This window comes from Enterobacter sp. BNK-18 (genome assembly GCF_047456135.1).
Taxonomy (GTDB): Bacteria; Pseudomonadota; Gammaproteobacteria; order Enterobacterales; family Enterobacteriaceae; genus Enterobacter; species Enterobacter ludwigii.
On record NZ_CP179899.1, the window covers coordinates 828,714 to 854,219 of the forward strand.

At 57.6% G+C, this 25,506-nt stretch carries 22 protein-coding genes and 2 pseudogenes; 17 read left to right on the forward strand and 7 right to left on the reverse strand.

Annotation, left to right across the window (positions count from 1 at the left end):
* Nucleotides 1–59 precede the first annotated feature (59 nt).
* On the reverse strand, nucleotides 60–1,556 hold the full coding sequence (locus ACMGG3_RS03890) for an NCS1 family nucleobase:cation symporter-1 (RefSeq protein ID WP_032681295.1): 1,497 nt from the start codon (nucleotides 1,554–1,556) through the stop codon (nucleotides 60–62).
* Nucleotides 1,557–1,700: 144 nt separating this feature from the next.
* On the opposite strand from ACMGG3_RS03890, the gene ACMGG3_RS03895 reads away from it, so the two are divergent.
* The 3 genes and pseudogenes from ACMGG3_RS03895 to puuE form a co-directional block, all read left to right on the forward strand.
* The gene (locus tag ACMGG3_RS03895) at nucleotides 1,701–2,417 is read left to right on the forward strand and encodes a GntR family transcriptional regulator (RefSeq protein ID WP_020884746.1); all 717 of its coding nucleotides are present in this window, start codon (nucleotides 1,701–1,703) and stop codon (nucleotides 2,415–2,417) included.
* Nucleotides 2,417–3,323: pseudogene (locus ACMGG3_RS03900) on the forward strand (aspartate/glutamate racemase family protein). Before ACMGG3_RS03895 ends, ACMGG3_RS03900 begins: the two are co-directional and overlap by 1 nt.
* Nucleotides 3,256–4,107, forward strand: a pseudogene (gene puuE / locus ACMGG3_RS03905) (allantoinase PuuE); the annotation flags it as partial. The pseudogenes ACMGG3_RS03900 and puuE, both read left to right, overlap by 68 nt.
* A 90-nt stretch (nucleotides 4,108–4,197) precedes the next feature.
* Here the strand turns inward: puuE and hpxZ are convergent.
* The 4 genes from hpxZ to hpxW are packed head-to-tail and all read right to left on the reverse strand — an operon-like array spanning nucleotide 4,198 to nucleotide 7,757.
* Entirely contained in the window at nucleotides 4,198–4,584 is a 387-nt protein-coding gene (gene hpxZ / locus ACMGG3_RS03910; RefSeq protein ID WP_032677834.1) for an oxalurate catabolism protein HpxZ, read from the reverse strand.
* Nucleotides 4,581–5,978 (reverse strand): AtzE family amidohydrolase, encoded by a 1,398-nt coding sequence (locus ACMGG3_RS03915; protein WP_414149604.1) that lies wholly within the window; start codon nucleotides 5,976–5,978, stop codon nucleotides 4,581–4,583. The genes hpxZ and ACMGG3_RS03915 overlap by 4 nt, the downstream gene beginning before the upstream one ends.
* Nucleotides 5,975–6,163: an oxalurate catabolism protein HpxX gene (hpxX, locus tag ACMGG3_RS03920; protein ID WP_014169467.1), complete on the reverse strand. Its 189-nt coding sequence runs from the start codon at nucleotides 6,161–6,163 to the stop codon at nucleotides 5,975–5,977. Before hpxX ends, ACMGG3_RS03915 begins: the two co-directional genes overlap by 4 nt.
* 10 nt (nucleotides 6,164–6,173) lie before the next feature.
* Nucleotides 6,174–7,757, reverse strand: a complete 1,584-nt coding sequence (hpxW, locus tag ACMGG3_RS03925) for an oxamate amidohydrolase (protein WP_333098105.1) — start codon at nucleotides 7,755–7,757, stop codon at nucleotides 6,174–6,176.
* 153 nt (nucleotides 7,758–7,910) lie between these two features.
* On the opposite strand from hpxW, the gene hpxU reads away from it, so the two are divergent.
* From hpxU to hpxK, 7 genes are all read left to right on the forward strand, one after another.
* Nucleotides 7,911–8,750: a MurR/RpiR family transcriptional regulator HpxU gene (gene hpxU / locus ACMGG3_RS03930; RefSeq protein ID WP_044867811.1), complete on the forward strand. Its 840-nt coding sequence runs from the start codon at nucleotides 7,911–7,913 to the stop codon at nucleotides 8,748–8,750.
* 192 nt (nucleotides 8,751–8,942) lie between these two features.
* A complete protein-coding gene (locus tag ACMGG3_RS03935; protein WP_020884739.1) occupies nucleotides 8,943–9,725 on the forward strand; it encodes a transporter substrate-binding domain-containing protein in 783 nt (260 codons plus the stop codon).
* Nucleotides 9,726–9,729: 4 nt separating this feature from the next.
* A complete protein-coding gene (locus ACMGG3_RS03940; RefSeq protein WP_014169471.1) occupies nucleotides 9,730–10,395 on the forward strand; it encodes an amino acid ABC transporter permease in 666 nt (221 codons plus the stop codon).
* Nucleotides 10,395–11,051 (forward strand): amino acid ABC transporter permease, encoded by a 657-nt coding sequence (locus ACMGG3_RS03945; RefSeq protein ID WP_025204495.1) that lies wholly within the window; start codon nucleotides 10,395–10,397, stop codon nucleotides 11,049–11,051. Before ACMGG3_RS03940 ends, ACMGG3_RS03945 begins: the two co-directional genes overlap by 1 nt.
* The gene (locus tag ACMGG3_RS03950; RefSeq protein ID WP_020884737.1) at nucleotides 11,032–11,769 is read left to right on the forward strand and encodes an amino acid ABC transporter ATP-binding protein; all 738 of its coding nucleotides are present in this window, start codon (nucleotides 11,032–11,034) and stop codon (nucleotides 11,767–11,769) included. Before ACMGG3_RS03945 ends, ACMGG3_RS03950 begins: the two co-directional genes overlap by 20 nt.
* A gap of 14 nt (nucleotides 11,770–11,783) precedes the next feature.
* Nucleotides 11,784–13,025: a pyridoxal-phosphate-dependent aminotransferase family protein gene (locus tag ACMGG3_RS03955; protein WP_014169474.1), complete on the forward strand. Its 1,242-nt coding sequence runs from the start codon at nucleotides 11,784–11,786 to the stop codon at nucleotides 13,023–13,025.
* Nucleotides 13,022–14,263, forward strand: coding sequence for an allantoate amidohydrolase (hpxK, locus tag ACMGG3_RS03960; RefSeq protein WP_414149605.1), 1,242 nt, complete (start codon nucleotides 13,022–13,024; stop codon nucleotides 14,261–14,263). Before ACMGG3_RS03955 ends, hpxK begins: the two co-directional genes overlap by 4 nt.
* Here hpxK and ACMGG3_RS03965 read toward each other — a convergent pair.
* Nucleotides 14,260–15,375 carry an ABC transporter ATP-binding protein gene (locus ACMGG3_RS03965; protein ID WP_020884735.1) on the reverse strand — a complete coding sequence of 372 codons (1,116 nt, stop codon included), beginning with the start codon at nucleotides 15,373–15,375 and terminating at the stop codon, nucleotides 14,260–14,262. The genes hpxK and ACMGG3_RS03965 overlap by 4 nt on opposite strands.
* Nucleotides 15,376–15,696: 321 nt before the next feature.
* Here ACMGG3_RS03965 and ACMGG3_RS03970 point away from each other — a divergent pair, with 321 nt between their 5' ends.
* From ACMGG3_RS03970 to ACMGG3_RS03995, 6 genes are all read left to right on the forward strand, one after another.
* A complete protein-coding gene (locus ACMGG3_RS03970; RefSeq protein WP_047744289.1) occupies nucleotides 15,697–16,911 on the forward strand; it encodes an extracellular solute-binding protein in 1,215 nt (404 codons plus the stop codon).
* 57 nt (nucleotides 16,912–16,968) lie between these two features.
* A complete protein-coding gene (locus ACMGG3_RS03975; protein WP_020884733.1) occupies nucleotides 16,969–18,273 on the forward strand; it encodes a carbohydrate ABC transporter permease in 1,305 nt (434 codons plus the stop codon).
* 11 nt (nucleotides 18,274–18,284) lie between these two features.
* Entirely contained in the window at nucleotides 18,285–19,136 is an 852-nt protein-coding gene (locus ACMGG3_RS03980; RefSeq protein ID WP_014169479.1) for a sugar ABC transporter permease, read from the forward strand.
* Nucleotides 19,137–19,138: 2 nt separating this feature from the next.
* A complete protein-coding gene (locus ACMGG3_RS03985; protein ID WP_223398199.1) occupies nucleotides 19,139–20,341 on the forward strand; it encodes an arabinogalactan endo-beta-1,4-galactanase in 1,203 nt (400 codons plus the stop codon).
* Nucleotides 20,342–20,371: 30 nt separating this feature from the next.
* The gene (locus ACMGG3_RS03990; RefSeq protein ID WP_414149606.1) at nucleotides 20,372–22,429 is read left to right on the forward strand and encodes a beta-galactosidase; all 2,058 of its coding nucleotides are present in this window, start codon (nucleotides 20,372–20,374) and stop codon (nucleotides 22,427–22,429) included.
* Between the two features lie 99 nt (nucleotides 22,430–22,528).
* Nucleotides 22,529–22,771, forward strand: coding sequence for a glucose PTS transporter subunit EIIB (locus ACMGG3_RS03995; RefSeq protein ID WP_025204491.1), 243 nt, complete (start codon nucleotides 22,529–22,531; stop codon nucleotides 22,769–22,771).
* 104 nt (nucleotides 22,772–22,875) lie between these two features.
* On the opposite strand, the gene ACMGG3_RS04000 is transcribed toward ACMGG3_RS03995, so the two are convergent.
* A complete protein-coding gene (locus tag ACMGG3_RS04000; protein ID WP_025204490.1) occupies nucleotides 22,876–24,141 on the reverse strand; it encodes a maltoporin in 1,266 nt (421 codons plus the stop codon).
* A 269-nt stretch (nucleotides 24,142–24,410) separates the two neighbouring features.
* Between ACMGG3_RS04000 and ACMGG3_RS04005 the strand changes: the two genes are divergently transcribed.
* Nucleotides 24,411–25,487 (forward strand): LacI family DNA-binding transcriptional regulator, encoded by a 1,077-nt coding sequence (locus tag ACMGG3_RS04005; protein ID WP_041162527.1) that lies wholly within the window; start codon nucleotides 24,411–24,413, stop codon nucleotides 25,485–25,487.
* The last annotated feature ends 19 nt before the right edge of the window (nucleotides 25,488–25,506 follow it).

The window sequence follows — 25,506 nt, forward strand, 5'->3', positions numbered from 1 at the left end:
GAGCAAAAACGGTGCCAGAATGAAAAAGGCCGCAGAGGAACTGCGGCCCGGAGGAAGGGTTACTCTTTTTGCGTCGCCACGCGGGGGCTGAACGACGAGGCGCCTGCCGCTTCACGATCTTCCCGCGCCAGCCAGCGGTAGGTGACCCCGCCCAGGAAGACGCCGATAAACCAGCTAAAGTTGGCCACTTCATGCAGGGAGGGAATAAAGCTTATCACCAGTCCAACGGCAACGGATGGCACCAGCGCGCCGATGGCTTTCGGGTTGAAACCGTTGCGATACCAGTATTTGCCTTTTGGCGTGTCATCAAACAGATCGTCTACGGAGACCTTGCCGCGCTTAATCAGGTAAAAATCGGCAATCAGAATCCCGAACAGCGGGCCAATAAACGCCCCGAGCACGTCCAGAGTGTAGTGGATAAGCTCCGGCGAGTTAAACAGGTTCCACGGGGTTAACAGGATAGAGCCGACGGCGGCGATCATCCCCCCGGTGCGGAAGCTGATTTTTTGCGGTGAACAGTTAGAGAAATCAAACGCCGGGGAGACGAAGTTCGCCACGATGTTGATCCCGATGGTGGCGGTGATCATGGTCAGCAAGCCAATGGCCACCGCCAGATCGTTGCCCACACGGCTGACGGTTTCAATCGGGTCAGTGATCATGCGGCCAAACAGCGATTGCGTACCCGACACAATCACCACGGTAACGATGGAGAACAGCAGGAAGTTAAACGGCAGGCCCCAGCGGTTACCGCGGCGGATCTCCCCCATGCTTTTACCGTAGCGGGAGAAGTCACCAAAATTGAGCAGCGGGCCGGAGAAGTAAGAGACCACCAGCGCCGTGGCGGTGATCATCTGCCAGGTCTGCTCACCGGCGCTCAGGGATTTGCTGGCGAGGGTAAAGGAGATGCCGTCAAAACCGGTCTTGTATACAATCCATCCCGCCAGCGCCAGCATCACCACGTAGACCGCCGGACCGGCGATATCAATAAAGCGCTTAATGGCGCTCATGCCGTGCCAGAAGACCATCGCCTGCAGCACCCACATGATAGCGAAACAGATCCAGCCAAGATGCGACAGGCCCAGGAACGAACCGGTGGTGAGCGTCGCGAGTGAAGGCCAGAACTTAAGCGCCACCAGCATCAGCGCGTTGGCGGCCAGGTAGGTCTGAATGCCGTACCATGCGAAAGCAATCAGCCCGCGGATCACCGCCGGAATATTGGCCCCGAAAACGCCAAATGCCTGACGGCAAATCACCGCGTAGGGTACGCCTGCCATCTGACTCGGTTTCGCCACCAGGTTGGCGCACAACTGCACAATGCAAATCCCTATCAGCAGGCAGAGCAAGACCTGCCAGCTTGCCAGCCCGAGCGTAAAGAAGCTCGCGGCAACAACATAACCCCCCATGCTGTGGACGTCCGACATCCAGAAAGAAAAGATGTTGTACCAGCTCCAGTTCTGGTCACGCGTCGGTGCCAGATCCTCATTGCAAAGCCGTGGGCTGTAAACCGCACCGGAATCAGCGGCCGTACCGTGCTGCGCGTTTTGTCTGTTTGGCATGAAACCTGCTCCTGTGAATGAAAACCCGTTAAGTGGGAGTGCAGACGGTGTTGCAGGATCCAGGCCAAAATAATAAATCTTGTATGCAATATTTTATTTTTATGTATACGATTCGATAACGAAAAGTAAAAATCGGAGTGGTGAATGAACAACATAAACAGCCTGCAGACCGCGCCAGACCTGCATGACAAAGATGAATCCATCTTTCAGGCGCTGATGACCGCGATAGTCGAACATCAGTTGCTCCCGGGAAGTAAATTGCCTGAAGAGGCGCTGGCTGAGGTCTTCGGCGTGAGCCGCACCGGTATTCGCAAGGTGCTGCAACGACTCGCCGCTGTGCAAATGGTCACCTTAACGCCCAAACGTGGTGCACACGTGGCCAGCCCGACGGTAGAAGAGGCGCAGCAGATCTTCCGCACGCGCGCGCTGCTTGAGGTGGCTAACCTGCCGGACGTGCTGGCCCACTGTCAGCCGCCGCATCTGGCTGCACTGGAAGGGATTATTCGCCAGGAGCAGCAGGCGCATGAGGCGTATGACGGTCCCGCCGCAATCCGCCACTCCGCCAATTTCCATATTCAGCTTCAGGCCATTTCAGGCAATCAGGTGCTGACAGAGATGGTGACCGGACTGAGCCAGCGGTCGTCGCTGGTGATCGCAGCCTGGGGCGCGCCGTGGCGTCAGGGCTGCCGCTGCAATGACCACGAGCAACTGGTGGAACTCTTGCGCCAGAAGGCGCTCCAGCCCCTGAGTGAGGCCTTAATGCACCATTTTGAACATATTGTCGCCAGCCTCTGTTTCGAACGGGCCGGTGAGTGCCTGCCTGATTTTGCCCGGCTGTTCGCCAGCCACAAGGAGTCGTAATGTCGTCTGTTTGTATACAAGTGATTAACCCCAACACCAGCCTCGCGATGACGGAAACCATCGGCGCCGCAGCCCGCGCGGTAGCAGCACCGGGAACGGAGATCCTCGCCGTCTGCCCGAGCGCAGGTGTGCCCTCGATAGAAGGTCATTTTGATGAGGCCATCGCCGCCGTGGGTGTTCTCGAACAGATAAAACGCGGACGGCAACAGGGCGTGGATGGACACGTGATTGCCTGCTTTGGTGACCCCGGCCTGCTGGCGGCGCGCGAGCTGGCGCAGGGGCCGGTCATCGGTATCGCAGAAGCTGCGATGCATATGGCCACGCTGGTGGCAACGCGCTTTTCCGTTGTGACCACGCTGCCGCGCACGCGGATTATCGCCCGTCATCTGTTGCACCAGTATGGTTTCCAGGACCACTGTGCAGCCCTGCATGCCATCGATCTGCCGGTGCTGGCACTGGAAGACGGTAGCGGCCTGGCTCAGGAGAAGGTGCGCGCGCGCTGCATCCAGGCGCTGAAAGAAGATGGCTGCGGCGCGATTGTGCTCGGCTGCGGTGGAATGGCGACGCTGGCGCAGGAGCTGACGCGCGAGCTGCACGTGCCGGTGATCGACGGCGTCAGCGCGGCGGTGAAAATGGTCGAGTCGCTGGTGGCGCTGGGGCTGTCAACCAGCAAGCACGGGGACCTGGCTTTCCCGGAGAAAAAAGCGTTGAGCGGACACTTTCAGGCACTGAATCCATTTTAATTGAGGGGGGGATAATGGCGCTTTTTAACGAAGATTATCCGCGGGACTTACGCGGCTATGCAGGCAAGCCGCCGCACGCGCAGTGGCCGAACCAGGCGCGCATCGCCGTGCAGTTTGTACTCAATTACGAAGAAGGGGCGGAAAACCACGTTCTGCACGGTGATGCCGGCTCAGAACAATTCCTCTCGGACATCATCGGTGCGGCCAGTTATCCGGACAGACACATGTCGATGGACTCCCTCTATGAATACGGCAGCCGCGCTGGGTTCTGGCGGATCCATAACGAATTCTGCAAGCGTGGCCTGCCGCTGACGGTCTTTGGCGTGGCAATGGCGCTGGCGCGACATCCCGATATCGTTGACGCCATCAAAGCGGCTGATTATGACGTGGTTAGCCACGGCTGGCGCTGGATCCACTATCAAAGTATGGATATCAACCAGGAGCGCGAGCACCTGCACAAGGCGGTGCATGTCCTGACTGACCTGTTTGGCAAACCGCCTGCCGGCTGGTACACCGGGCGTGACAGCCCAAACACCCGCCAGCTGGTAGTGGAGCATGGGGGCTTTGACTATGACAGCGACTACTATGGCGACGATTTACCGTTCTGGACGCAAGTGGCGTGCAGCGACGGCACGCGCAAACCCCACCTGATTGTGCCGTATACGCTGGATGCCAACGACATGCGCTTCGCGACCGCGCAGGGGTTCAACACCGCCGAGCAGTTTTATACCTACCTGAAAGACAGCTTTGACGTGTTGTACGAAGAAGGGGAACGTGCGCCGAAGATGATGTCCATCGGCATGCATTGCCGCCTGCTGGGGCGTCCGGGGCGTTTTCGTGCTTTGCAGCGGTTCCTCGATTACCTTGCGCAGCACGATCGGGTATGGGTCTGTACCCGCCAGCAGATAGCCGATCACTGGCGTGAAGTGCACCCGTTCCAACAATAACGGTCCAGCAGTGTGCCGGGCGGCGGTGACGCCTGTCCCGGCCTGCTGCTTATCTGATGGGAAAAGCGCCATCGGGCAGGGTTATTAACATTACGCCATCACGCTCACCTGCGCCGCCACAATTCGCCAGCCGTACGGGAAGCGTACCCATGTCTGCTGCTGGCGGCCAATCCGCTCCGTTCCTTCGCGGGTGAATTCGGTGCTACACACGGCGTAATCCTCTCCGAAGGTGGTGATTACCGTATGGCGCAACGTCCTTTGCAGGCCCGCGGACGGGCGCGCCGCCCGAAAGGCGCGGATTTCCTCAATGCCGTACAGGTTTTCGCCCGCACCGAGACGCACCGTGTTTTTGTCGTGCCAGAACAGCTCATCCAGCACCGGAATGTTGTTGCTTACCAGCGCGTCTTCATAGCGGTAAAAGGCTGCGGTTACTTCTGCAACGACCCACGGAAGGTTAATGTCATCGTGATTTATCATGGAGCCATCTCCGCCGGCCGGGCATCGGTTATTCCGCTTGCTTCCAGCACCCGCGCCACACGCAGGCAGGCTTGCTCGTTAAACGGTGCGGCGATCAACTGCAGGCCAACAGGTGCGCCCTGAGCGGTGCGCAGCGGGACGGTGGTAACGGGTAAACCTAAAAACGAAATCGGCTGCGTCAGCATGCCCATGCTGGCGCGAACCGGTAACGGCTGGCCGTTGATCTCCATAATCTCTTCGCCAATTTGCGTTGCACTGCGCGGCGTGGCCGGGGCGATCAGCACGTCGGCCTGCGCAAACAGCGCTTTAAACGCCTGTCGGGCCTGCGTGCGAAAACGCTGGGCCTGAATATACCAGGCTGAAGGGATCATCGCGCCGGCCAGCAGTCGCTCGCGGGAGTGCGGTTCAAAACGCCCGGGCTCGCGGCGAAGCGCGGGCAGGTACTGATTTCCGCCTTCCGAGGCGCTGATGATAAACGCCGCGGAGCGGGCCAGCTCGGCATCGGGGAATTGCAGCGTTTCCTGCACGTCGAGGGCTTTTGCCACCCGCGCCACGGCCTCTCGCATGTCGCTGTCGCACCAGGTACTGAAATAGCCGCCGAGCACCGCGCAGCGCAAACCATCCAGACCGCGGTCGAGCAGGGGCCGGGTCTGCTCCCGGGAGCTCTCCGCCAGAAATCCGTCGCTGGTATCCCGACCCTGCAGTGCATCGTACACCGACGCCAGATCGCTCACGCGACGGGCAAACGGCCCAATGTGATCCAGACTGGCGACAAACGGATGGCTGCCGGCGCGTGACAGACGACCAAAAGTGGGCTTAAGACCGTATATTCCGCACAGGGAGGCCGGTACGCGAATCGACCCGTTGGTGTCGGTACCGAGCGAAAAATGAACCAGTCCGGCAGCGACCGCGGCGGCAGAGCCGCCGGACGATCCTCCGGCAATGCGCGTCACATCGTGCGGGTTACGCGTTGCGCCGTAGTAACTGTTTTCTGTCGTAAAGCCGTAGGCGTAGGCATCCATGTTGACCATCCCCGACAATAAGCCTCCGGCACTGCGCAGCTGGCGTACCGCAAAGCTGTCAGCGGTGGCGGGGGGGCGCTGACTGAACAGCTCTGCACCGGCAAGGGTCGTATGCCCGGCAACGTCGAACAGGTTTTTCACCGCGTAGGGAATGCCTGCCAGCGGCGGCAGAGGGCGTTTCTCCCGACGCAGGGTGTCGATATTCTCGGCTTCGGCCAGCATGCGTTCTTCCGTGACGGTGGTCCAGGCGTTGATGTGGGGATTGATGCGCGTAATGGCTTCCAGCGTCTGGCGGGCGATGTCATGGGCGCTCAGGTCGCCTGCACTCAGCGCCTGCTGGATCTCACTGATACTCATCTCGTGTAGCGTCATGCTTTGTATACTCCTGCGATCTCCAGACGGTCATCAAGCGGCAGCGCCATCAGCGGGGCGGCCATCGCCGCGATACGGCAGAACTGCACATAGAGTTCTGCCCGGCGGGCGTCATCCAGCTCAACGCCCAGCACGGACTCCATTTGCGCCAGATAGGCATGCCAGTCAGGTTGTGTGGTATTCATCAGTCTCTCCTTAAAATCCGGCGGCGGCGCCGTTGCTGCGCGGGTCAAATGCCCCTTCAAACAGCCCGTTGGGATGACGAACAATCGCACCCGCGTGGCCCATGGCTTCGCTGAATGCCGGGAAGCACTCCACGTCGTGGCCCAGCGCCTGCAGGCGCGCGACGGTCTGCGGCGTAAAGCGGCCTTCCACCTTCAGAGTGTCGGATGTCTGTCCCCAGGTGCGCCCCAGTAACCAACGCGGGCGGGCGATGCTCTCCTGCAGCGGGACCCCCTGCACCACATAGCGGGTAAACAGGGTGGCCTGGGTTTGCGGCTGGCCGTCACCGCCCATCGAGCCGTAGACCATGACGCGTCCGTCATGCAGACGCGCGGCTGCCGGGTTCAGGGTGTGGAACGGTTGTTTTCCTGGCGCAAGCGCCAGCAGGTGACGGGGATTGAGGCTGAATGAGGCTCCCCGGTTTTGCCAGACGATGCCGGTATCAGGCAGGACCACGCCGCTGCCGAACTCGTGATAAATGCTCTGGATAAACGACACGGCAAGACCGCTGTTATCCATCACCCCCATCCAGACCGTATCACCAGGGCCTTTGCCGCAGCCCCACGGTGCGGCCTGGTTATCATCGACCTGGTCGGCGAGGGCGGCCAGTGCGGCAGGATCCAGAAGACCCTGGATATCGGTTTTCAGCTCGCGCGGGTCGGTGATATGGGCATCGCGCAGACCAAACGCCAGTTTGGTGGCCTCTACAATGCGGTGAACGGTGGTCGCTTCGTCAGCATCGGCCATGGACAGGCGGTCGGTTATCCCGAGGATCGCCAGCGACACCAGCCCCTGCGTTGGCGGCGCAAGGTTCCACACTTCGCCCTGCTGATGCTGTAATTTCAGCGGCGCGGTGCGCCGGGCGACATGCGCGTTTAGGTCAGCCAGGGTGATGGGCAGCCCCAGCGTTGCCATGCCCCGGGCCAGACGCTCCGCCAGCGGGCCGCGATAAAAACTGTCCAGACCGTCTTCTGCGAGGTGCGAGAGCGTGGAGGCCAGCGCCGGTTGATAAAACCGGCTGCCGACCTGCGGCGGTTTGCCGTCAGCCAGCCAGGTCTCTGCGAAGCCGGGCAGGTCCTTCAGTTCATCCAGCTTACTGGCCGTGGCGGCGGCCTGAGACGCGGTCACCGGCGTGCCGTTTCGGGCATAGTCAATGGCGTCTGCCAGCAGGCGATTCAGGGGAAGAGCGGTGCCCGTCAGCGTGCGTGAAACCTTCAGCGCTTCGTCCCAGCCGCTGACCGTTCCCGCCACGGTCAGCGCCGCGCGAGGCCCGCGATGGGGGATCTGAGAGACATCGTCATAGGCGGCAAGCGTCGCCAGTGAGCCAGCTGCGCCGCTGGCGTCAATGGCGACCGGTTCGCCGTCAGGCGGCACGATAAGCCAGAAACCGTCCCCACCGAGACCGTTCATGTGCGGGTAAACCACGGCAATGGTTGCGGCGGCGGCGACCATTGCCTCAATCGCGCTACCGCCTTCGCGCAGAATGGCCAGGGCGCTCTGGCTGGCAAGATGGTGGGGCGCCACGGCCATTCCGTGTACGGAGACATTACTTTGCATGGAGAGTCCTCATAACCCAAAAGTCACAAGGTGCTGCAAAAGCTGTTCCAGTTATGAATGAAAAGTTTCACGTCAGTCGTAACATAACGTTTTAAGAAGCTGGCATGCTTAATGAAAGGTATAGTGAGGTGAAACAAAAGTTACAGAGGCTTTATGGAACAGCTTGATGAACGTCTGAAAGCGCAATACGCGTCGTTGTCACCGCAGGAGCAACGGGTGGCTGATTTTATTTTTGATCATTTCGACGACCTCATTAGTTATAACAGCGCCGAGCTGGCGCAGCTGAGCGGGGTGTCGAAAGCCACGGTGAGCCGTCTGTTTAAGCGTCTGGGCTATGAGAAGTATAAAGAGATGCGCGACGAACTGCGCACGCTGCGCCAGAGCGGCATGCCGCTGACCGATAACCGCGATGCGGTGCAGGGCAACACTCTGCTGGCGCGGCATTATAAGCAGGAGATGGCAAACCTCACCCAGTGGGTCAACGCTCTGGATGCTCAGCAGTTTGCCGAGGCCATGGCCTCAATGGTGAAGGCGCGGCGGATTGTGATTATCGGGATGCGCAACGCCTATCCGGCGGCGCTGCACCTGCGCCAGCAGCTGTTGCAGGCGCGCGGACAGGTGCTGCTGCTGCCGCAGCCGGGGCAGAGCCTGAGCGAGGAACTGGTCGATCTCACGCCCGACGATCTGGTGATGATGATGGCGTTTCGCCGTCGCCCGCGGATCGTTCGGCCGCTGTTGCAGCAGCTTCAGCACAGCGGTATTCCGGTTCTGCTGATGTGTGAGCCGCAGGCGCACAGCCTGTTTCCGCTGACCAGCTGGCAGCTCTGCGCCCCGCTGGACAGCGTCTCGGCGTACGACAGCTACTCGTCGGTCAACAGTCTGATCAACCTGCTGGCTAACGCCTTCCTGCATGAAATCCTCGATAAAGGCCGTCCCCGGATCCACGATATCGCCTCCCTGTATCAGCAGCTGGACGAACTGGAACAGCGATAATGGGGCATCAGGCTGGTGCTTTGCATTAAAATGGTGCAGCAGAGCGGGGCGGGAAAGGGAGGCCTTTTCCGCCCCGCTCTCGTTTTATCAGGCCTTCAGAGAAAATTTCCCGTTTCGCTTCATCTGGCACATTAGTTGCAAAATCCAATTCAAAGAATCTTTTGTTTCATGTTAACGTTACGGGGAAGCACCATGAAAAAGTTATTGATTGCACTGACCGGGGCCGTCTGTCTGTTTGCAAACCTGCCAGCAAAAGCTGACCAGCTTCAGGATATTGAGAAACGCGGCACTCTTCGTATCGCCGTCCCGCAGGATTTTCCTCCGTTTGGTTCGGTCGGGACCGATCTCCAGCCGCAGGGCTACGACATTGACATGGCGCGCTATCTGGCAAAACAGATGAAGCTCAAGCTGCAGCTGGTGCCGGTGACCAGTGCCAACCGCGTGCCGTATCTGCAAACCGATAAGGTGGATCTGGTGATCTCAAGCCTCGGTAAAAACGCCGAGCGTGAAAAGGTGATCGATTTTAGCCGTGCCTATGCGCCGTTCTTCCTCGGCGTGTTCGGCCCGAAAGGGGCTGAGCTGAAAGATGCTGCTCAACTGAGTGGAAAAACCATTGGCGTGACGCGCGGCGCGGTGGAGGACATGGTGCTGACCAGCCTTGCGCCGAAAGATGCAGACGTCAAACGCTACGAAGACAATAACACCACCCTGTCGGCTTACCTGTCCGGTCAGGTCCAGTACGTGGCGACAGGTAATCTGGTCGTGGCGGCGATTTCCCGCCAGAACGCCGCCAAAGCCCCGGTTCCGAGCTTTATGCTGAAGGACTCGCCGTGCTTTATCGGGCTGAAGAAAAACGAACCGGCGCTGAAAGCGAAAGTTGATGCGGTGATCGAGCAGGGAATTAAAGACGGCACCCTGAATAGCCTCTCTGAGCAGTGGCTGAAAGCGCCGTTGCCGGCAAGCCTGGGCGTGTAAGGCGATGACAGAGCAACTCCATTTCTCTGCGCTCTGGCCGTACTGGCCGGCGCTGCTGGCAGGGCTGTGGGTCACCATTCAACTGACGGTGATGGCAACCCTCGGCGGGCTGGCGATCGGTATTTTCGGGGCGGCGATTCGCAGCGGCCGGACGACGTGGTTCAGCCGGATCTGGGGCGGCTACGTGGAGATTATCCGCAACACGCCCTTTGTTGTGCAGCTGTTTTTCATTGTGTTCGGTCTGCCGAATCTGGGGCTGAAGATGACGGCGGGCGAAGCGGCGCTGCTGGCAATGGTCGTCAACCTGGGCGCGTACAGCACGGAGATTGTCCGTGCCGGTATTCAGGTTACGCCCAAAGGACAGTGGGAGGCCGGCCGCGTGCTGGGGCTTACCCGCCTGCAAACGTTTATACGCGTGGTGCTGCCACCGGCCCTGCAGCGTATTTATCCGGCGCTGGTCAGCCAGTGCATTATCGTTATGCTCGGTTCGTCGGTGGTGTCGCAGGTCTCCTATGAAGAGCTGACTTTTGCCGCCAACCTGATTCAGTCAAGAACGTTCCTGAGCTTTGAGGTCTATCTGGTGACCACCGGAATTTACCTGGTGCTGTCAATTACCCTGCGCCAGCTAATGATGGCGGCAGGACGGAAGTGGCTGGGGGTACAGGCATGATGACCACCTTTACCGACTGGGACATTATTCGCAATCTGCTGCTCGCCGGACGCTGGACGGTGCTGCTGTCGCTGGTGGCGTTTGTCGGCGGGGCGGCGGTAACGCTGCCGCTGTTGCTGTTGCGCCTCACGGGTGGGCGTACGGTAAAACGTCTTATCCGCGGCTATATCGAACTGTTTCAGGGCACGCCGCTGCTGATGCAACTGTTCCTGGCCTTCTTCGGCGTGGCGCTGTTGGGTATCGATGTTTCGCCGTGGACCGCCGCGTCGCTGGCCCTGACGTTCTACACCAGCGCCTTTTTGCTTGATATCTGGTTTGGCAGTATTCGTGCGCTGCCGAAAGGGCAGTGGGAGGCGTCGCGCTGTCTGGGGCTGACCTTCGGCCAGACGCTGTTTCGCGTGGTGGCTCCCCAGGCGTTACGCATCGCCATCGCCCCAACGGTGGGGTTCGCCGTGCAGGTGATTAAGGGGACCGCGCTGGCATCCATTATCGGTTTTATCGAGCTGACCAAGGCCGGGACGATGCTGACCAACGTGACCTATCAGCCGTTTAAAGTCTTTGCGCTGGTGGCGCTCGGCTACTTCATTCTGTGTTATCCGCTGTCGCGCTACAGCCGTTATCTGGAGACTAAATTCAATGCCTCTCATCACCATTAATCAGGTGCAGAAGTACTACGGCGATAACCACGTGCTCAAGGGCGTGGATCTGGACATCGACATGGGCCAGGTCATTTCAATTATCGGGCGCAGCGGTTCGGGTAAAAGCACGCTGTTGCGCTGCATTAACGGCCTCGAAGGGTATCAGGACGGCAGCATCAAGCTCGGCGGCATGACCATTACCGACCGGGATTCCCAGGCGCGTGAAATCAGCCGCTCGGTCGGCATGGTATTTCAGAACTTCAACCTTTTCCCGCACATGACGGCGATGGAAAACGTGATGCTCGCGCCACGTCGGGTGCTGAAGAAAAGCGCAGCAGAATGTCAGGTGCTGGCGCAGCGCATGCTGGAGAAAGTCGGGCTGGGTGACCGTCTGGATTACTACCCGTCAAGCCTCTCCGGCGGCCAGCAGCAGCGCGTGGCGATTGCCCGTGCTCTGGCGATGTCGCCTAAAGTTTTACTCTGTGACGAGATAACTTCCGCGCTCGATCCGGAACTGGTAGGCGAAGTGCTCAAGGTGCTGGAACAACTGGCCGCTGAGGGGATGACGCTGATCCTGGTGACCCATGAAATGAATTTTGCCCGCGAAGTGGGCGACCGCGTGGTGTTTATGCATCAGGGGCGCGTCTGGGAGCAGGGCGACAGCAAAACGCTGTTCGCTAACCCACAGACCACTGAGCTTAAACAGTTTATCTCCTCCGTGCGCGGCCTCAATTAACTAAGGACTAAAAAATGGATATCGCTCAATTTCCGCAAATCAATCCGCCACAACGTCTGCTGATGGGGCCGGGGCCAATCAACGCCGATCCGCGCGTGCTGCGAGCCATGTCGAGCCAGCTTATCGGCCAGTACGATCCGGCGATGACCCACTACATGAACGACGTCATGGCACTCTACCGCGGCGTGTTCCGCACGGAAAACCGCTGGACGATGCTGGTGGACGGCACCTCCCGTGCGGGGATTGAAGCGATTCTGGTATCGGCCATTCGTCCGGGGGACAAAGTGCTGGTGCCCGTTTTTGGTCGCTTCGGCCATCTGCTGTGCGAAATTGCCCGCCGCTGCCGCGCAGAGGTCCACACCATCGAGGTACCGTGGGGCGAGGTGTTCACACCGGATCGGGTGGAAGATGCCATTAAACGCGTGCGTCCGCGCCTGCTGTTAACCGTGCAGGGGGATACGTCCACCACCATGCTGCAGCCGCTTGCGGAACTCGGGGCAATCTGCCGTCGTTACGATGTCCTGTTTTATACCGATGCTACCGCGTCGCTCGGCGGCAACGCCCTGGAGACCGATGCCTGGGGGCTGGATGCGGTCTCGGCGGGGATGCAGAAATGTCTTGGCGGTCCGTCCGGCACCTCGCCTGTTACCCTGAGCCCGCGGATGGAAGAGGCAATCCGTCGCCGCAAATGCATCGAAGAGGGGATCCGTACCGATGCCCATCGCGACGGCGACGAGGAGATGATTTACTCCAACTATTTCGACCTCGGCATGGTGATGGATTACTGGGGACCCGAGCGTCTGAACCACCACACCGAAGCGACCACCGCGCTGTTTGGCGCCCGCGAATGTGCCCGCCTCATTCTGCAGGAAGGGCTGGATAACGGTATCGCCCGCCACAAGCTGCACGGGGATGCGCTGCTGAAAGGTATTCAGGCGATGGGACTCGAGACCTTCGGCGACCTCAGGCACAAGATGAACAACGTGCTGGGCGTGCTTATCCCACAGGGCGTAAACGGTGACCAGGTGCGTAAACTGATGCTGGAGGATTTCGGCATTGAAATCGGTACTTCGTTTGGTCCGCTGCACGGCAAAGTGTGGCGTATTGGCACCATGGGCTATAACGCGCGTAAAGACTGCGTGATGACCACCCTGAGTGCGCTGGAGTCGGTACTGAACTACCTGAAGTTTTCCACTACGCAGGGTGCCGCGATGCAGGCCGCGTGGGATCATTACCGCACTGAGACGGCGCTATGAATCACGCGACACGCCAGCAGGCGGCAGAACGTGTGATGGCTCGCGCCGATGCGCTGGCCGCCATCAGCGAAACCCAGGATTCCCTTACCCGCGTGTATCTCTCTGCCCAGCATCTGCAGGCTAACCAGCTGGTCGGGCAGTGGATGAACCAGGCGGGCATGACCGTCTGGCAGGACAGCGTGGGGAATATCTGCGGACGTTATGAAGGCGAGCAGGAGGGCGCACCGGCGGTGTTGCTTGGCTCGCATCTGGATACCGTGCGCAATGCCGGGCGCTACGACGGGATGCTGGGGGTGCTGACGGCCATTGAAGTCGTTGACAGCCTGCACCAGCAGGGAAAACGGCTGGCGCAGGCCGTTGAGATTGTCGGCTTTTGCGATGAAGAGGGTACCCGCTTTGGTATCACGCTGTTGGGCAGCCGCGCCCTGACGGGCACCTGGCCTGCGGGCTGGCTCGACACATGCGATGCCAGAGGAATCAGCGTGGCGCAGGCGATGGTACAGGCAGGGTTAGATCCCTGCCGTGTCGCGATGGCCGCGCGACGCCCGGATGATTTCAGCGCCTGTCTGGAACTCCATATTGAACAAGGACCGTGTCTGGAACAGGCCGGTCTGGCGCTGGGCGTGGTTGAAGCCATTAACGGCGCGCGTCGTCTGAACTGCCGCTTCACCGGTGAGGCCGGCCACGCCGGGACCGTGCCGATGGCGCATCGTAAGGACGCGCTGGCCGCCGCCGCCGAATGGATGGTGCTGATTGAAAACACCACCCGTCAGCACGGCGGCAACCTGGTGGCCACGGTGGGTGAGTTGCGCTGTCTGCCTGGTGCGGTAAACGTCATCCCCGGCGAGGTCGCGCTCTCGTTAGATATTCGCGGCCCGCAGGATGCGCCGCTTGACCTTCTGCTTACTGCACTGCTGACGCAGGCGCAGGCGATAGCGGCCCGTCGCGGAATACATTTTGCAGCCGACGAATTTTACCGAATCGCCGCCACGCCATGCGATACACGTCTGCAGGCGCTGCTGGCGGAGGCTGTAGAATCGGTGCAGGGGAAGACATTATCGCTGCCGAGCGGTGCCGGTCATGACACCATCGCCCTGGCGGAGCGCTGGCCGGTAGGGATGTTGTTTGTGCGGTGTAGGGCTGGCGTCAGCCACCATCCGGCGGAATCGGTGATGGCTGAGGATGTCGCGCTGGCGATTGATGCCTTTACGCGTGCGGTAACGCGTCTGGCGGGTTAAGCGACCGAGCGTACCGCTTCATCGATGTCGGCACTCACCCGCACATCCTGCTCGTCAAACACCATGCAGTGGCGATCATCAAAAGCCACATCAATTTGCTGCCACGGCGCGAATTTCACATCGCCCGGCAGCAAAATCTTCACATTGTCGTGGCCGTAGCACTGACCAAAGAGGTAGGTGTTGTTGCCCAGACGCTCAACCACTTCACAGTTAAACGTCAGCCGCGTGCCGTGGCGGAGATCGGTGGTTAAATGTTCCGGACGAATGCCCAGCGTCACCGGGCTGCCTGCGTTCAACGGTGTGGTGGTCAGGGCCAGTGTGAGCGTCTTCTGCTGGGATAATCTCACCGTCAGCTCACCCGGTTGCCAGGCCTCTACCGTTGCCGGCAGGAAATTCATCTTCGGCGAGCCGATAAACCCGGCCACGAACTTGTTCGCCGGTTTGTAGTAGAGTTCCATCGGCGCGCCCATCTGCTCAACCTTTCCGTAGTTCATCACCACAATTTTATCAGCCAGGGTCATCGCTTCTATCTGGTCGTGGGTGACATACACCATGGTGGTTTTCAGTTCCTGGTGCAGACGGGCAAGATGCAGACGCATCTCCACGCGCAGCTCGGCATCCAGGTTGGAGAGCGGTTCGTCGAACATAAAGACCCGCGGATTACGCACGATGGCGCGGCCAATAGCCACACGCTGGCGCTGGCCGCCGGAAAGCTGCTTAGGTTTGCGATCCAGAAGGTGGGAAAGCTGCAGCGTTTTGGCCACCATCTCGACCTGATGGCGGATCTGATCTTTCGGCACCTTATTGACCTTCAGGCCGTAGCCCATGTTTTCGGCTACCGTCATATGTGGGTAGAGCGCATAGGACTGAAACACCATCGCCACGCCGCGGTGGGAGGGGGCAACGTCGTTCATCACCTCGTCACCAATCAACACTTCCCCTTCGCTAATGTCCTCCAGTCCGGCAATCATGCGCAGCATTGTCGATTTACCGCAGCCGGAAGGACCGACAAAGACGGCAAACTCACCGTCTTCAATCTCAAGATTCACGTTGTGCAAGGTTACGGTGTCGCCAAAGCGTTTGGTGACATTCCTCAATTGTATGTTCGACATCTGTATTCCCCGAGTAAACCGCCGCGTATGTATTACGTATAACAATTATTTGCTACATGGCTGGACGGTGCAATTTGTCTGCTCTGACTATAACTTCCAGTATTCACGCACCCTATACCGATATTCCATTAATGTTATGACGATCACACAACTTACAGTTTTTTGTAGAGTTATCATGATGTGAAGGGTAGCGTATACCAAACCAAAGGCATTTGATGTTATACGTTGTACGCCAGTGTTAGTCGGTTTTCTGGCGAAGGTGTATGGCGGTGAAATGCAATAACAACCATAAAATTGTTATACCTTCACATGAGGTTGATAATGAAAAAGAACATACTCGCTGCTCTGATCCTCTCTACGCTCGCGGTGCAGGCTTATGCCACCACGCAGCTTAACGTCTGGGAAGACATCAAAAAGTCGTCCGGCATTAAAGACGCGGTCGCCGATTTCGAAAAGCAGTACGACGTTAAGGTTAACCTGCAGGAGATGCCTTACGCGCAGCAGCTGGAAAAACTGCGCCTCGACGGCCCGGCAGGAATTGGCCCGGACGTGCTGGTCATTCCCAATGATCAACTGGGCGGGGCGGTTGTGCAAGGGCTGCTGACCCCCCTGAATCTGGAGGCGAAGCAGACCGAACAGTACACGCCGGCGTCAATAAATGCCTTCAAAATGGATAACACCCTTTACGGTGTGCCGAAAGCGGTTGAGACGCTGGTGCTGATTTACAACAAAGACCTGATCGCGAAGCCGCTCAACTCACTTCAGGACTGGTATGACTTTTCTAAACAGCAACGCGCCAAAAACCAGTACGGCCTGCTCGCCAAGTTCGACCAGATTTACTACAGCTGGGGGGCTATCTCCCCGATGGGCGGGTACATCTTCGGTAAAAACGATAAAGGCGGTTATAACGCCAGCGACGTGGGCCTGAACAAGCCGGGCGCAGTAGACGCGGTCACCTACCTGAAAAAATTCTATACCGATGACGTGTTCCCGGCGGGGATCATCGGCGATAACGGTCTGAACGCGATCGATTCTCTGTTTACCGAGAAAAAAGCGGCAGCCGTCATCAACGGTCCGTGGGCGTTCCAGCCGTATGAAGCGGCGGGCATTAACTACGGCGTTGCGCCGCTGCCGACGCTGCCGGACGGTAAGCCAATGAGTTCATTCCTGGGTGTGAAGGGCTATGTCGTCTCTACCTGGAGCAAAGACAAAGCCATGGCGCAGAAATTTATCGAATTTATCAACCAGCCGCAGTACGTCAAAACGCGCTATATCGCGACGCGAGAAATTCCGCCGCTGACCGCGATGATTGACGATCCGCTCATTAAGAACGACGAGAAAGCCAGCGCGGTTGCCGTGCAGGCCGCACGGGCGACAGCGATGCCGGGCATTCCGGAAATGGGTGAAGTCTGGGCTCCGGCGAACGCTGCCCTCGAGCTGAGCCTGACCGGCAAACAGGATCCGAAAGCCGCGCTCGACAGCGCAGAAAAACAGGTTCAGATGCAAATCGAAGCCATGCAGGCCAGCAACCAGTAGTTTTCTGACGTCGCAGAACGGGAGGGTGTCTCTCCCGTTTTTTGAAAGGAGTTGTTTGTGAGTATCATCCCGGAACATTTTGCCAAACCGCGCGTGGCCGGGCGTCACGCCTGGACCAGCCTGCTGCTGGCGGTCATTCCCGGCTTCGGTCAGTTTTACCACCGTCAGTGGCTGAAAGGGGTCATCTTCCTGGTGCTGCTTGCCAGTTTTATCGGCGTATTTGCTGATTTTCTGCGCGAAGGGCTGTGGGGACTGGTGACGCTGGGTGAGGAGGTGCCACGCGACAACTCCATCTTCCTGCTGGCGGAGGGGATCATCAGCGTGTTAATCGCTGCGTTCGGCGTGATGGTGTATTACCTGTCGATGCGTGACGCGTGGGTCAATGGCCTGAAACGTGACGAAGGGTTGCAGCTTAACAGCGTGCGTAAACAGTATCAGATGCTATTGAGCGACGGCTTCCCGTATCTGATGATCACACCGGGCTTTATCCTGCTGGTGTTTGTGGTGGTGTTTCCCATTTTGTTCGGGTTTGCCATCGCCTTTACCAACTACAACCTCTACCACACGCCGCCGGCTAAGCTGGTTGACTGGGTCGGGTTTAAGAACTTCATCAATATCTTTACGCTCTCTATCTGGCGTTCCACCTTCTTCGACGTGCTGCAGTGGACGGTGGTCTGGACGCTGCTCGCCACCACGCTGCAGTGTACGGTGGGCGTACTGCTGGCGATTCTGGTGAACCAGAAAGATTTACGCTTTAAGCCTCTGATCCGCACCATCTTTATTTTGCCGTGGGCGGTGCCGGGCTTTGTCACCATCCTGGTTTTCGCCGGGATGTTTAATGACTCGTTCGGGGTGATTAACAACGCCATTCTGGCCTTCTTTGGGATTGCGCCTAAAGCCTGGATGACCGATCCGTTCTGGACCAAAACGGCGCTGATCATGATGCAAACCTGGCTTGGTTTCCCGTTTGTTTTCGCCATGACCACCGGCGTGCTGCAGGCCATTCCTGATGACCTGTATGAAGCGGCCACCATGGACGGCGCCAGCAGCTGGACCCGGTTGCGGACCATTACGCTGCCGCTGGTGCTCTACGCCATTGCGCCGATCCTGATTACGCAATACACCTTTAACTTCAATAATTTCAACATCATCTATCTGTTCAATAACGGCGGGCCGGCGGTGGTGGGGTCGAATGCGGGCGGCACCGACATTCTGGTGTCGTGGATCTACAAACTGACGATGTCATCTTCGCAATATGCCATTGCGGCGACCATCACCATCCTGCTGTCTGTTTTTGTCGTCGGCCTGGCGCTATGGCAGTTCCGCGCCACCAAATCTTTCAAAAATGACGACATGGCGTAAGGGACGTAACAATGGCTAAATCACAAAGTATTAAACGTGAGAAATGGGTCCGCCTTTCACTCTCCTGGCTGGTTATTGTGCTGGTGTCGGTCATCATCATTTACCCGCTGGTGTGGACGGTGGGCGCCTCACTCAACGCGGGCAACAGCCTGTTAAGCTCCTCTGTTATTCCGCAGAACCTGTCGTTCCAGCATTACGCCGACCTGTTTAATGGTCAGGTGAACTACATGACGTGGTACTGGAACTCGATGAAAATCAGCTTCCTGACCATGGTGTTGACCTTAATCAGCGTTAGCTTTACCGCCTATGCCTTCTCGCGTTTTCGCTTTAAGGGGCGGCAGAACGGACTGATGCTCTTCCTGCTGCTGCAGATGATCCCGCAGTTCTCGGCGCTGATTGCCATCTTCGTGCTCTCGCAGCTGTTGGGCTTAATCAACAGCCATCTGGCGCTGGTGCTGATTTACGTTGGCGGCATGATCCCAATGAACACCTATCTGATGAAGGGCTACCTGGACGCCATTCCTAAGGATCTGGATGAGTCCGCGCGCATGGACGGAGCCAGTAACTTCCGCATCTTCATCGAGATCATCATGCCGCTTTCCAAACCCATTGTGGCGGTGGTGGCGCTGTTCTCCTTCACCGGGCCGCTGGGGGATTTCATTCTCTCCAGCACCATTTTGCGCACCCCGGACAAATACACCTTACCCATCGGGCTTTATAACCTGGTGGCGCAAAAAATGGGTGCCAGTTACACCACCTACGCGGCAGGCGCGGTGCTGATTGCGGTGCCGGTCGCGATCCTCTATCTGGCCTTACAAAAATACTTCGTCTCCGGTCTGACCTCCGGGAGTACTAAGGGATAACCATGAAAAGACTCAAACCCGCTTTGCTTGCTGTTTGTCTTTCTTGCGGTCTTGCCGCGAGTGCGTTTGCCGCGGACGGGGTAAAAACGCGTCCTTTTAACGCCATGCCGGCAGACTTTATTAAGGGGGCGGACATCTCGACGCTGCTCGAGGCGGAACAGCATGGCGCAACATTTTATAACCAGAACGGCCAGCAGCAGGATGCGATTGCCATTCTGAAAGCCAACGGCGTGAACTATGTGCGCCTGCGTTTGTGGGTGGATCCGCAGGATGCCAACGGAAATACCTACGGGGGCGGCAGTAACAATCTGGAAAACACGCTGGCGCTGGCGAAGCGCGTGAAGGCCCAGGGCATAAAACTCCTGCTCGATTTCCACTACAGCGATTTCTGGACCGACCCGGGCAAACAGTTCAAACCTAAAGCCTGGGAGAAGATGGATTACCCGCAGCTTAAAACGGCAATCCATGACTATACGCGCGACACCATTGCCCGCTTTAAAAAAGAGGGCGTGCTGCCGGACATGGTCCAGATTGGTAATGAAATCAATGGCGGGCTGCTCTGGCCGGAAGGCAAAAGCTGGGGGCAGGGTGGCGGCGAGTTTGACCGCGTAGCCGGGTTACTCAACGCCGCAATCAGCGGGATGAAAGAGAACCTGACCGACGGCGAGCAGGTGAAAATTATGCTGCACCTGGCCGAAGGCACTAAAAATGACACCTTCCGCTGGTGGTTTGATGAGATCACGAAGCGCGAAGTGCCGTTCGATATTATCGGCCTGTCGATGTACACCTACTGGAATGGCCCGATCGGCGCGCTGAAAGCCAATATGGATGACATCAGCAAACGCTATAACAAAGACGTCATTGTGGTGGAAGCGGCCTATGGCTATACGCTGGAGAACTGCGATAACGCAGAAAACAGTTTCCAGGCCAAAGAAGAGAAGGACGGTGGCTATCCCGGCACCGTGCAGGGTCAGTACGATTATATCCACGATTTAATGCAGGCCGTGATTAACGTTCCCGATCGTCGCGGTAAGGGCCTGTTCTACTGGGAGCCGACCTGGATTGCCGTACCGGGCACCACATGGGCCACCAAAACCGGCATGAAATATATCCATGATGACTGGAAAGAGGGAAATGCCCGCGAAAACCAGGCGTTATTTGATTGTCATGGCAAAGTGCTGCCGTCGATAACGGTATTTAAATAGTATTCTGTTTCAATTCAGGACGTTTTTAATATGAATAAATTTGCGCCTTTAAGTTCGAAGGTCGCTGCGTTATTGCATGGCGCCGACTATAACCCGGAGCAATGGGAGAATTACCCCGGTATTATTGAAAAAGATATTGCCATGATGCAGCAGGCGAAATGTAATGTCATGTCGGTGGGCATATTTAGCTGGGCGAAGCTCGAACCGCGTGAAGGGGAATATGATTTTGTCTGGCTGGATAACGTCATTGATAAATTATATTCAGCGGGGATCCATATTTTCCTCGCCACGCCGAGCGGTGCGCGACCGGCATGGATGTCGCAAAAATACCCGCAGGTGCTGCGCGTAGGGCGTAACCGCGTGCCTGCGCTGCACGGTGGGCGTCATAACCACTGTATGTCTTCCCCGGTGTACCGTGAGAAGACATTCAAAATGAATAGCTTACTGGCTGAGCGTTATTCACAGCACCCGGCGGTGCTGGGCTGGCATATCTCCAATGAGTACGGCGGTGAGTGCCACTGCGATCTGTGCCAGGAGCGCTTTCGTGACTGGCTGAAAGCGCGCTACAAAACCCTGGATGCGCTGAACCACGCATGGTGGAGCACCTTCTGGAGCCACACCTATAGCGACTGGTCGCAGATTGAGTCCCCTGCGCCGCAGGGAGAGGTGTCCATTCACGGTCTGAACCTCGACTGGCGCCGCTTTAATACGGCGCAGGTAACAGATTTCTGCCGCCATGAGGTTGCGCCGCTAAAAGCCGTCAACGCAGCGTTGCCGGTGACGACCAACTTCATGGAGTACTTCTACGATTACGACTACTGGCAGCTTGCGAAAGCGATCGACTTTATCTCCTGGGACAGCTACCCGATGTGGCACAAGGAGAAAGACGAAACCCAGCTCGCCTGCTACACCGCCATGTACCACGACATGATGCGCAGCCTGAAAGGCGGCAAACCTTTTGTGCTGATGGAGTCCACGCCGAGTACCACCAACTGGCAGCCGACCAGCAAGCTGAAAAAGCCGGGGATGCATATTCTCTCGTCAATGCAGGCGGTGGCACACGGGGCCGATGCCGTACAGTACTTCCAGTGGCGTAAAAGCCGCGGTTCGGTGGAGAAATTCCACGGGGCGGTTATCGACCACGTGGGGCATCTTGATACGCGTGTCGGGCGCGAAGTGACGCGTCTGGGCGAAATGCTTGAGCGCCTGCCGGGGGTAGTCGGGTGTCGCACGCAGGCACGGGTGGCGATTATCTTCGACCAGCAAAATCGCTGGGCGCTGGACGATGCCGAAGGGCCGCGCAACATGGGGATGGAGTACGAAAAAACCGTTAACGAACACTACCGTCCGTTCTGGGAAAAAGGCATCGCGGTGGATGTGATTGATGCCGACGGCGATCTCAGCCAGTACGCGCTGGTGATTGCGCCGATGCTTTATATGGTGCGGGAAGGCTTCGCCGAACGCGCAGAAGCGTTTGTCGCCGGGGGCGGCCATCTGGTGACCGCCTACTGGAGCGGCATCGTGGATGAAAGCGATCTTTGTCATCTCGGCGGGTTCCCGGGGCCGCTGCGTAAACTGCTCGGCATCTGGGCAGAAGAGATCGACTGTCTCGGTGAGGGAGAACGTAATCTGGTACAGGGGCTGGCGGGTAATGCGGCTGGCCTGCAGGGGCCGTATCAGGTTCGTCATCTGTGCGAACTGATCCATGTCGAAAACGCTCAGCCGCTGGCGACCTACCGGGATGATTTCTACGCCGGTCGGCCTGCCGTGACGGTGAACCGTTTCGGTAAGGGGAAAGCGTGGCATGTGGCGTCGCGCAACGATCTGCCGTTCCAGCGTGATTTCTTCGCCGGGATTATTGACGAACTGGCGCTGCCGCGGGCCATGGAATGCGATTTCCCACCGGGCGTGGTGGCAACGGCTCGCACGGACGGCGTCACCACGTGGGTGTTTGTGCAGAACTACACCGCCCAGCAGCAGCTCATTACGCTGCCGCAGGGGTATACCGACTGCATGACCGATGCCGCCGCCGCCGGTGATACTGCTCTGCTGCCGTGGGATTGTCGGGTACTCAGACGTAAAGCGTAGTCGCTGAGGGCGTCGCGTCGTACAACCCTGGCTAATCAATCTGAAGGCGCCTGCTCTATGAGCAGGCATTTTTTTATCTGCATAACAGAGAGGCGTATTATGGACAGTGAAATAACTCAGCGTTTAATTCCTGCATTCGGCGGCGACGATAATATCGAACATGTTGAAGCCTGTATTACCCGTCTGCGCGTCACGGTAAAAGATTTAAATAAGGTGGATACGCAGGCGTTACAACAGGAGGGGGCGCTGGGCGTAATTATTATCGGCCAGCAGGTGCATGCGATATTTGGCCGGCAGTCTGATACCTTGCGGCAATTATTAGATGCGCATTTTAATCACTAACAATAAAAAAGGGATAGCCAAAATAATGGCTATCCCAAACGAGGAGAATAGACTGCCAGTTGTTGGAGATACAATAACGATTAACGCATATCAGGAAATAAACATTACCACCAGGCTTCCACCTGCACGCCAACGTTCCAGGTATTATTTGCGGTGCCGTCTTCGAAGGATTGTCCTTTCTCGGAGTCATTCAGGTAAGAGGCGAAGACGCGCAGTTCCGGACGCGACATAAAATCAGGCCCATCCGCCAGTCCGAGTGCGAGGGTGTACTTCTCTCCGCTCTGCTTGTAGCTGGAGCCGTCGGTGTAGGTATCTTTCTGGTAGAAACCGCCCACTTCACCAATCAGACGCACGTATTCGGTGAACTGGTACTGTGCGCGACCCACCAGCGAGACAAGGCGCGATTTATCGGTGAATTGCGTGGTGTCATCCGCCGAGCCCCAGGTCAGCACGTGGTTGAAGGAGAGCTTGTCCGTAATCGGAATTAAGCCGGTGTTAATCACACGGTAGCCGCTGGCGTCGTTCACGTAGTTCCACATGTCATACCAGCCGCCGCCCTGGGACACCATGTTCTGCGCCAGGCCTTTGTTCGCATACTGCAGCACCAGCTTGTTGTAGCCGCCTAACATGTCCTGGCTGATCTCACCGGTGACCATGACGCCGTTGTCGGCCTCATACAGCCCACCGTACTCTTTCTGCTTATTGGTGGGGTTTGGCATGGCGTAATCAATGCCCACTTCAGTCCATGCACCCGCCCACGGCTTCCAGCCCGCATAGCGAAGGTCGATGTAGTTGATATTGACGTCGCTATCGCCGTCAACGCGGTAGTCCACGTCGTTGGCATCGCCACGGATCCAGGCCACGGACACCGCACCCGGTCCGAGCGTGTAGTTTTCGATACCGGCACCCGCGCCTGAGATGTTCCAGTATTTGGTGTCAATGATGTGCAGGTCATGGCGCTGGTAGTAGCGCTTACCGCCCCAGATCACCGCGTTCGGATCGCCGGGGATCAGGCCCTTGATCTGCAGATTCAACTGACGCAACCCGAACTGCGCATCGTCGCCGAAGGTGGTTTCATTGTCGTTAGAGCCGTCAGAGACCATGCTCACCATGCTGTCGAGGTAGAAGCTGACATCGTTCTTTTTGTACACCTCTGAGCCCAGCTCCAGCTCGCCGTAGGTATCGGCCTCGTTACCCAGACGGCCAATTTTATTTTTTTGCCACTCCTCCATCCCACCATCCCGTGAGACGCCCACACCGGAGCGAAGATACCCATGAAAATCAATTGGTACTGAAGACGCTGCAAACAGCGAAGGAGACGCTAACGCGGCAGCCAACGCAACAGATACAGAGCGGATCGTCGTGTTCATTGTTACCCTCTTATTGTTTTGTAATACGTTCACAAATCCGCTGTCATAAAATGCCTAAACCTTTTTTCTGGCAATTGCGTGATCGTTAATCTGTGATTAAGTGCAAATAAAATAGCCAATTTTGTTACGATTGATGAGGTGTGACCAGAAATGTAGTATTGTGAACGTAATACTTTTTGATGGTGTTATGGCAGCCAGGAGTGCCCAGTGGGCGTTTTTTTATATCGCCCCTGATACAATCAGCGCATAACAACATAAGGAACCGGACCATGAAGTCGAAAAGCGCAACGTTAGAGGACGTCGCACGCCATGCGGGCGTCTCCTATCAGACCGTGTCCAGGGTACTGAATAAATCTGCCAATGTATCCGAAGCCACGCGTCACAAGGTGGAGAAATCCATAGAGTTATTGCGGTATGTCCCGAACCGCCTGGCGCAGCAGCTGGTCGGAAAGCAGACCCAGACCGTCGGACTGGTGACGATTTCGCTGGCTTTGCATGCGCCGTCACAGGTCGCCGCGGCGGTAAAACGCTATGCAAATGTGGAAGGGTATCAGGTGTTGATCTCCATGATTGATGAGAACGTCAACCACAGCATCCAGGATTCGATCAATGAACTGAAATCTCAGCTCGTCAGTAAGGTGATCATCAACGTCCCGCTGGAAGCAGAGCAGGCACAGAAAATCGCGACGGACAACGACGATATCGTCTGTCTGTTCCTCGACGTTGACCCTTACAGTTCCGTGTTTAACGTTTCGTTTAACCCGGCAGATGGCACCCGTGCCAGCGTCAAATATCTCTACGAGCTGGGGCACCGGGAAATCGCGTTGCTGGCGGGGCCAGCGTCTTCTGTCTCGGCGCAGCTCAGGCTGAAAAGCTGGATTGAAACCCTGAACGGTTACGGTCTGGAGCCGGCCTCGGTGATCCGCGGGAACTGGGATGCGCAGAGCGGTTACGCGGGTGCGTTGCAGATGCTGCGCGAGACGCCGCAATTTTCTGCCGTGCTGGTGGCCAACGACCAGATGGCGCTGGGGGTATTAAGTGCTTTCCATCAGCATCAGATTTCCATTCCGGGTGAAAAATCGGTGATTGGCTACGATGACACCTACGAAAGCTCATTCTTCTATCCGGCATTGACCACGGTATCGCTGGACCTGGATCTGCAGGGGAAGGAGGCGGTGCGCCGCATTCTTGACAGTGGCGAAGACAATGCCGTGCGCATGTCATCCATTTTGCCTGCCCGGCTGGTGGTGCGGCAGTCGACCGGGCCGAAAGGTGAGAAGGGCAAAAACCTGCAGGCGCTGGCGCAACAGCTTCGTGATATCGCACATCAGCTTGGCGATATGTAAAACGGTGAGCACCTCAACC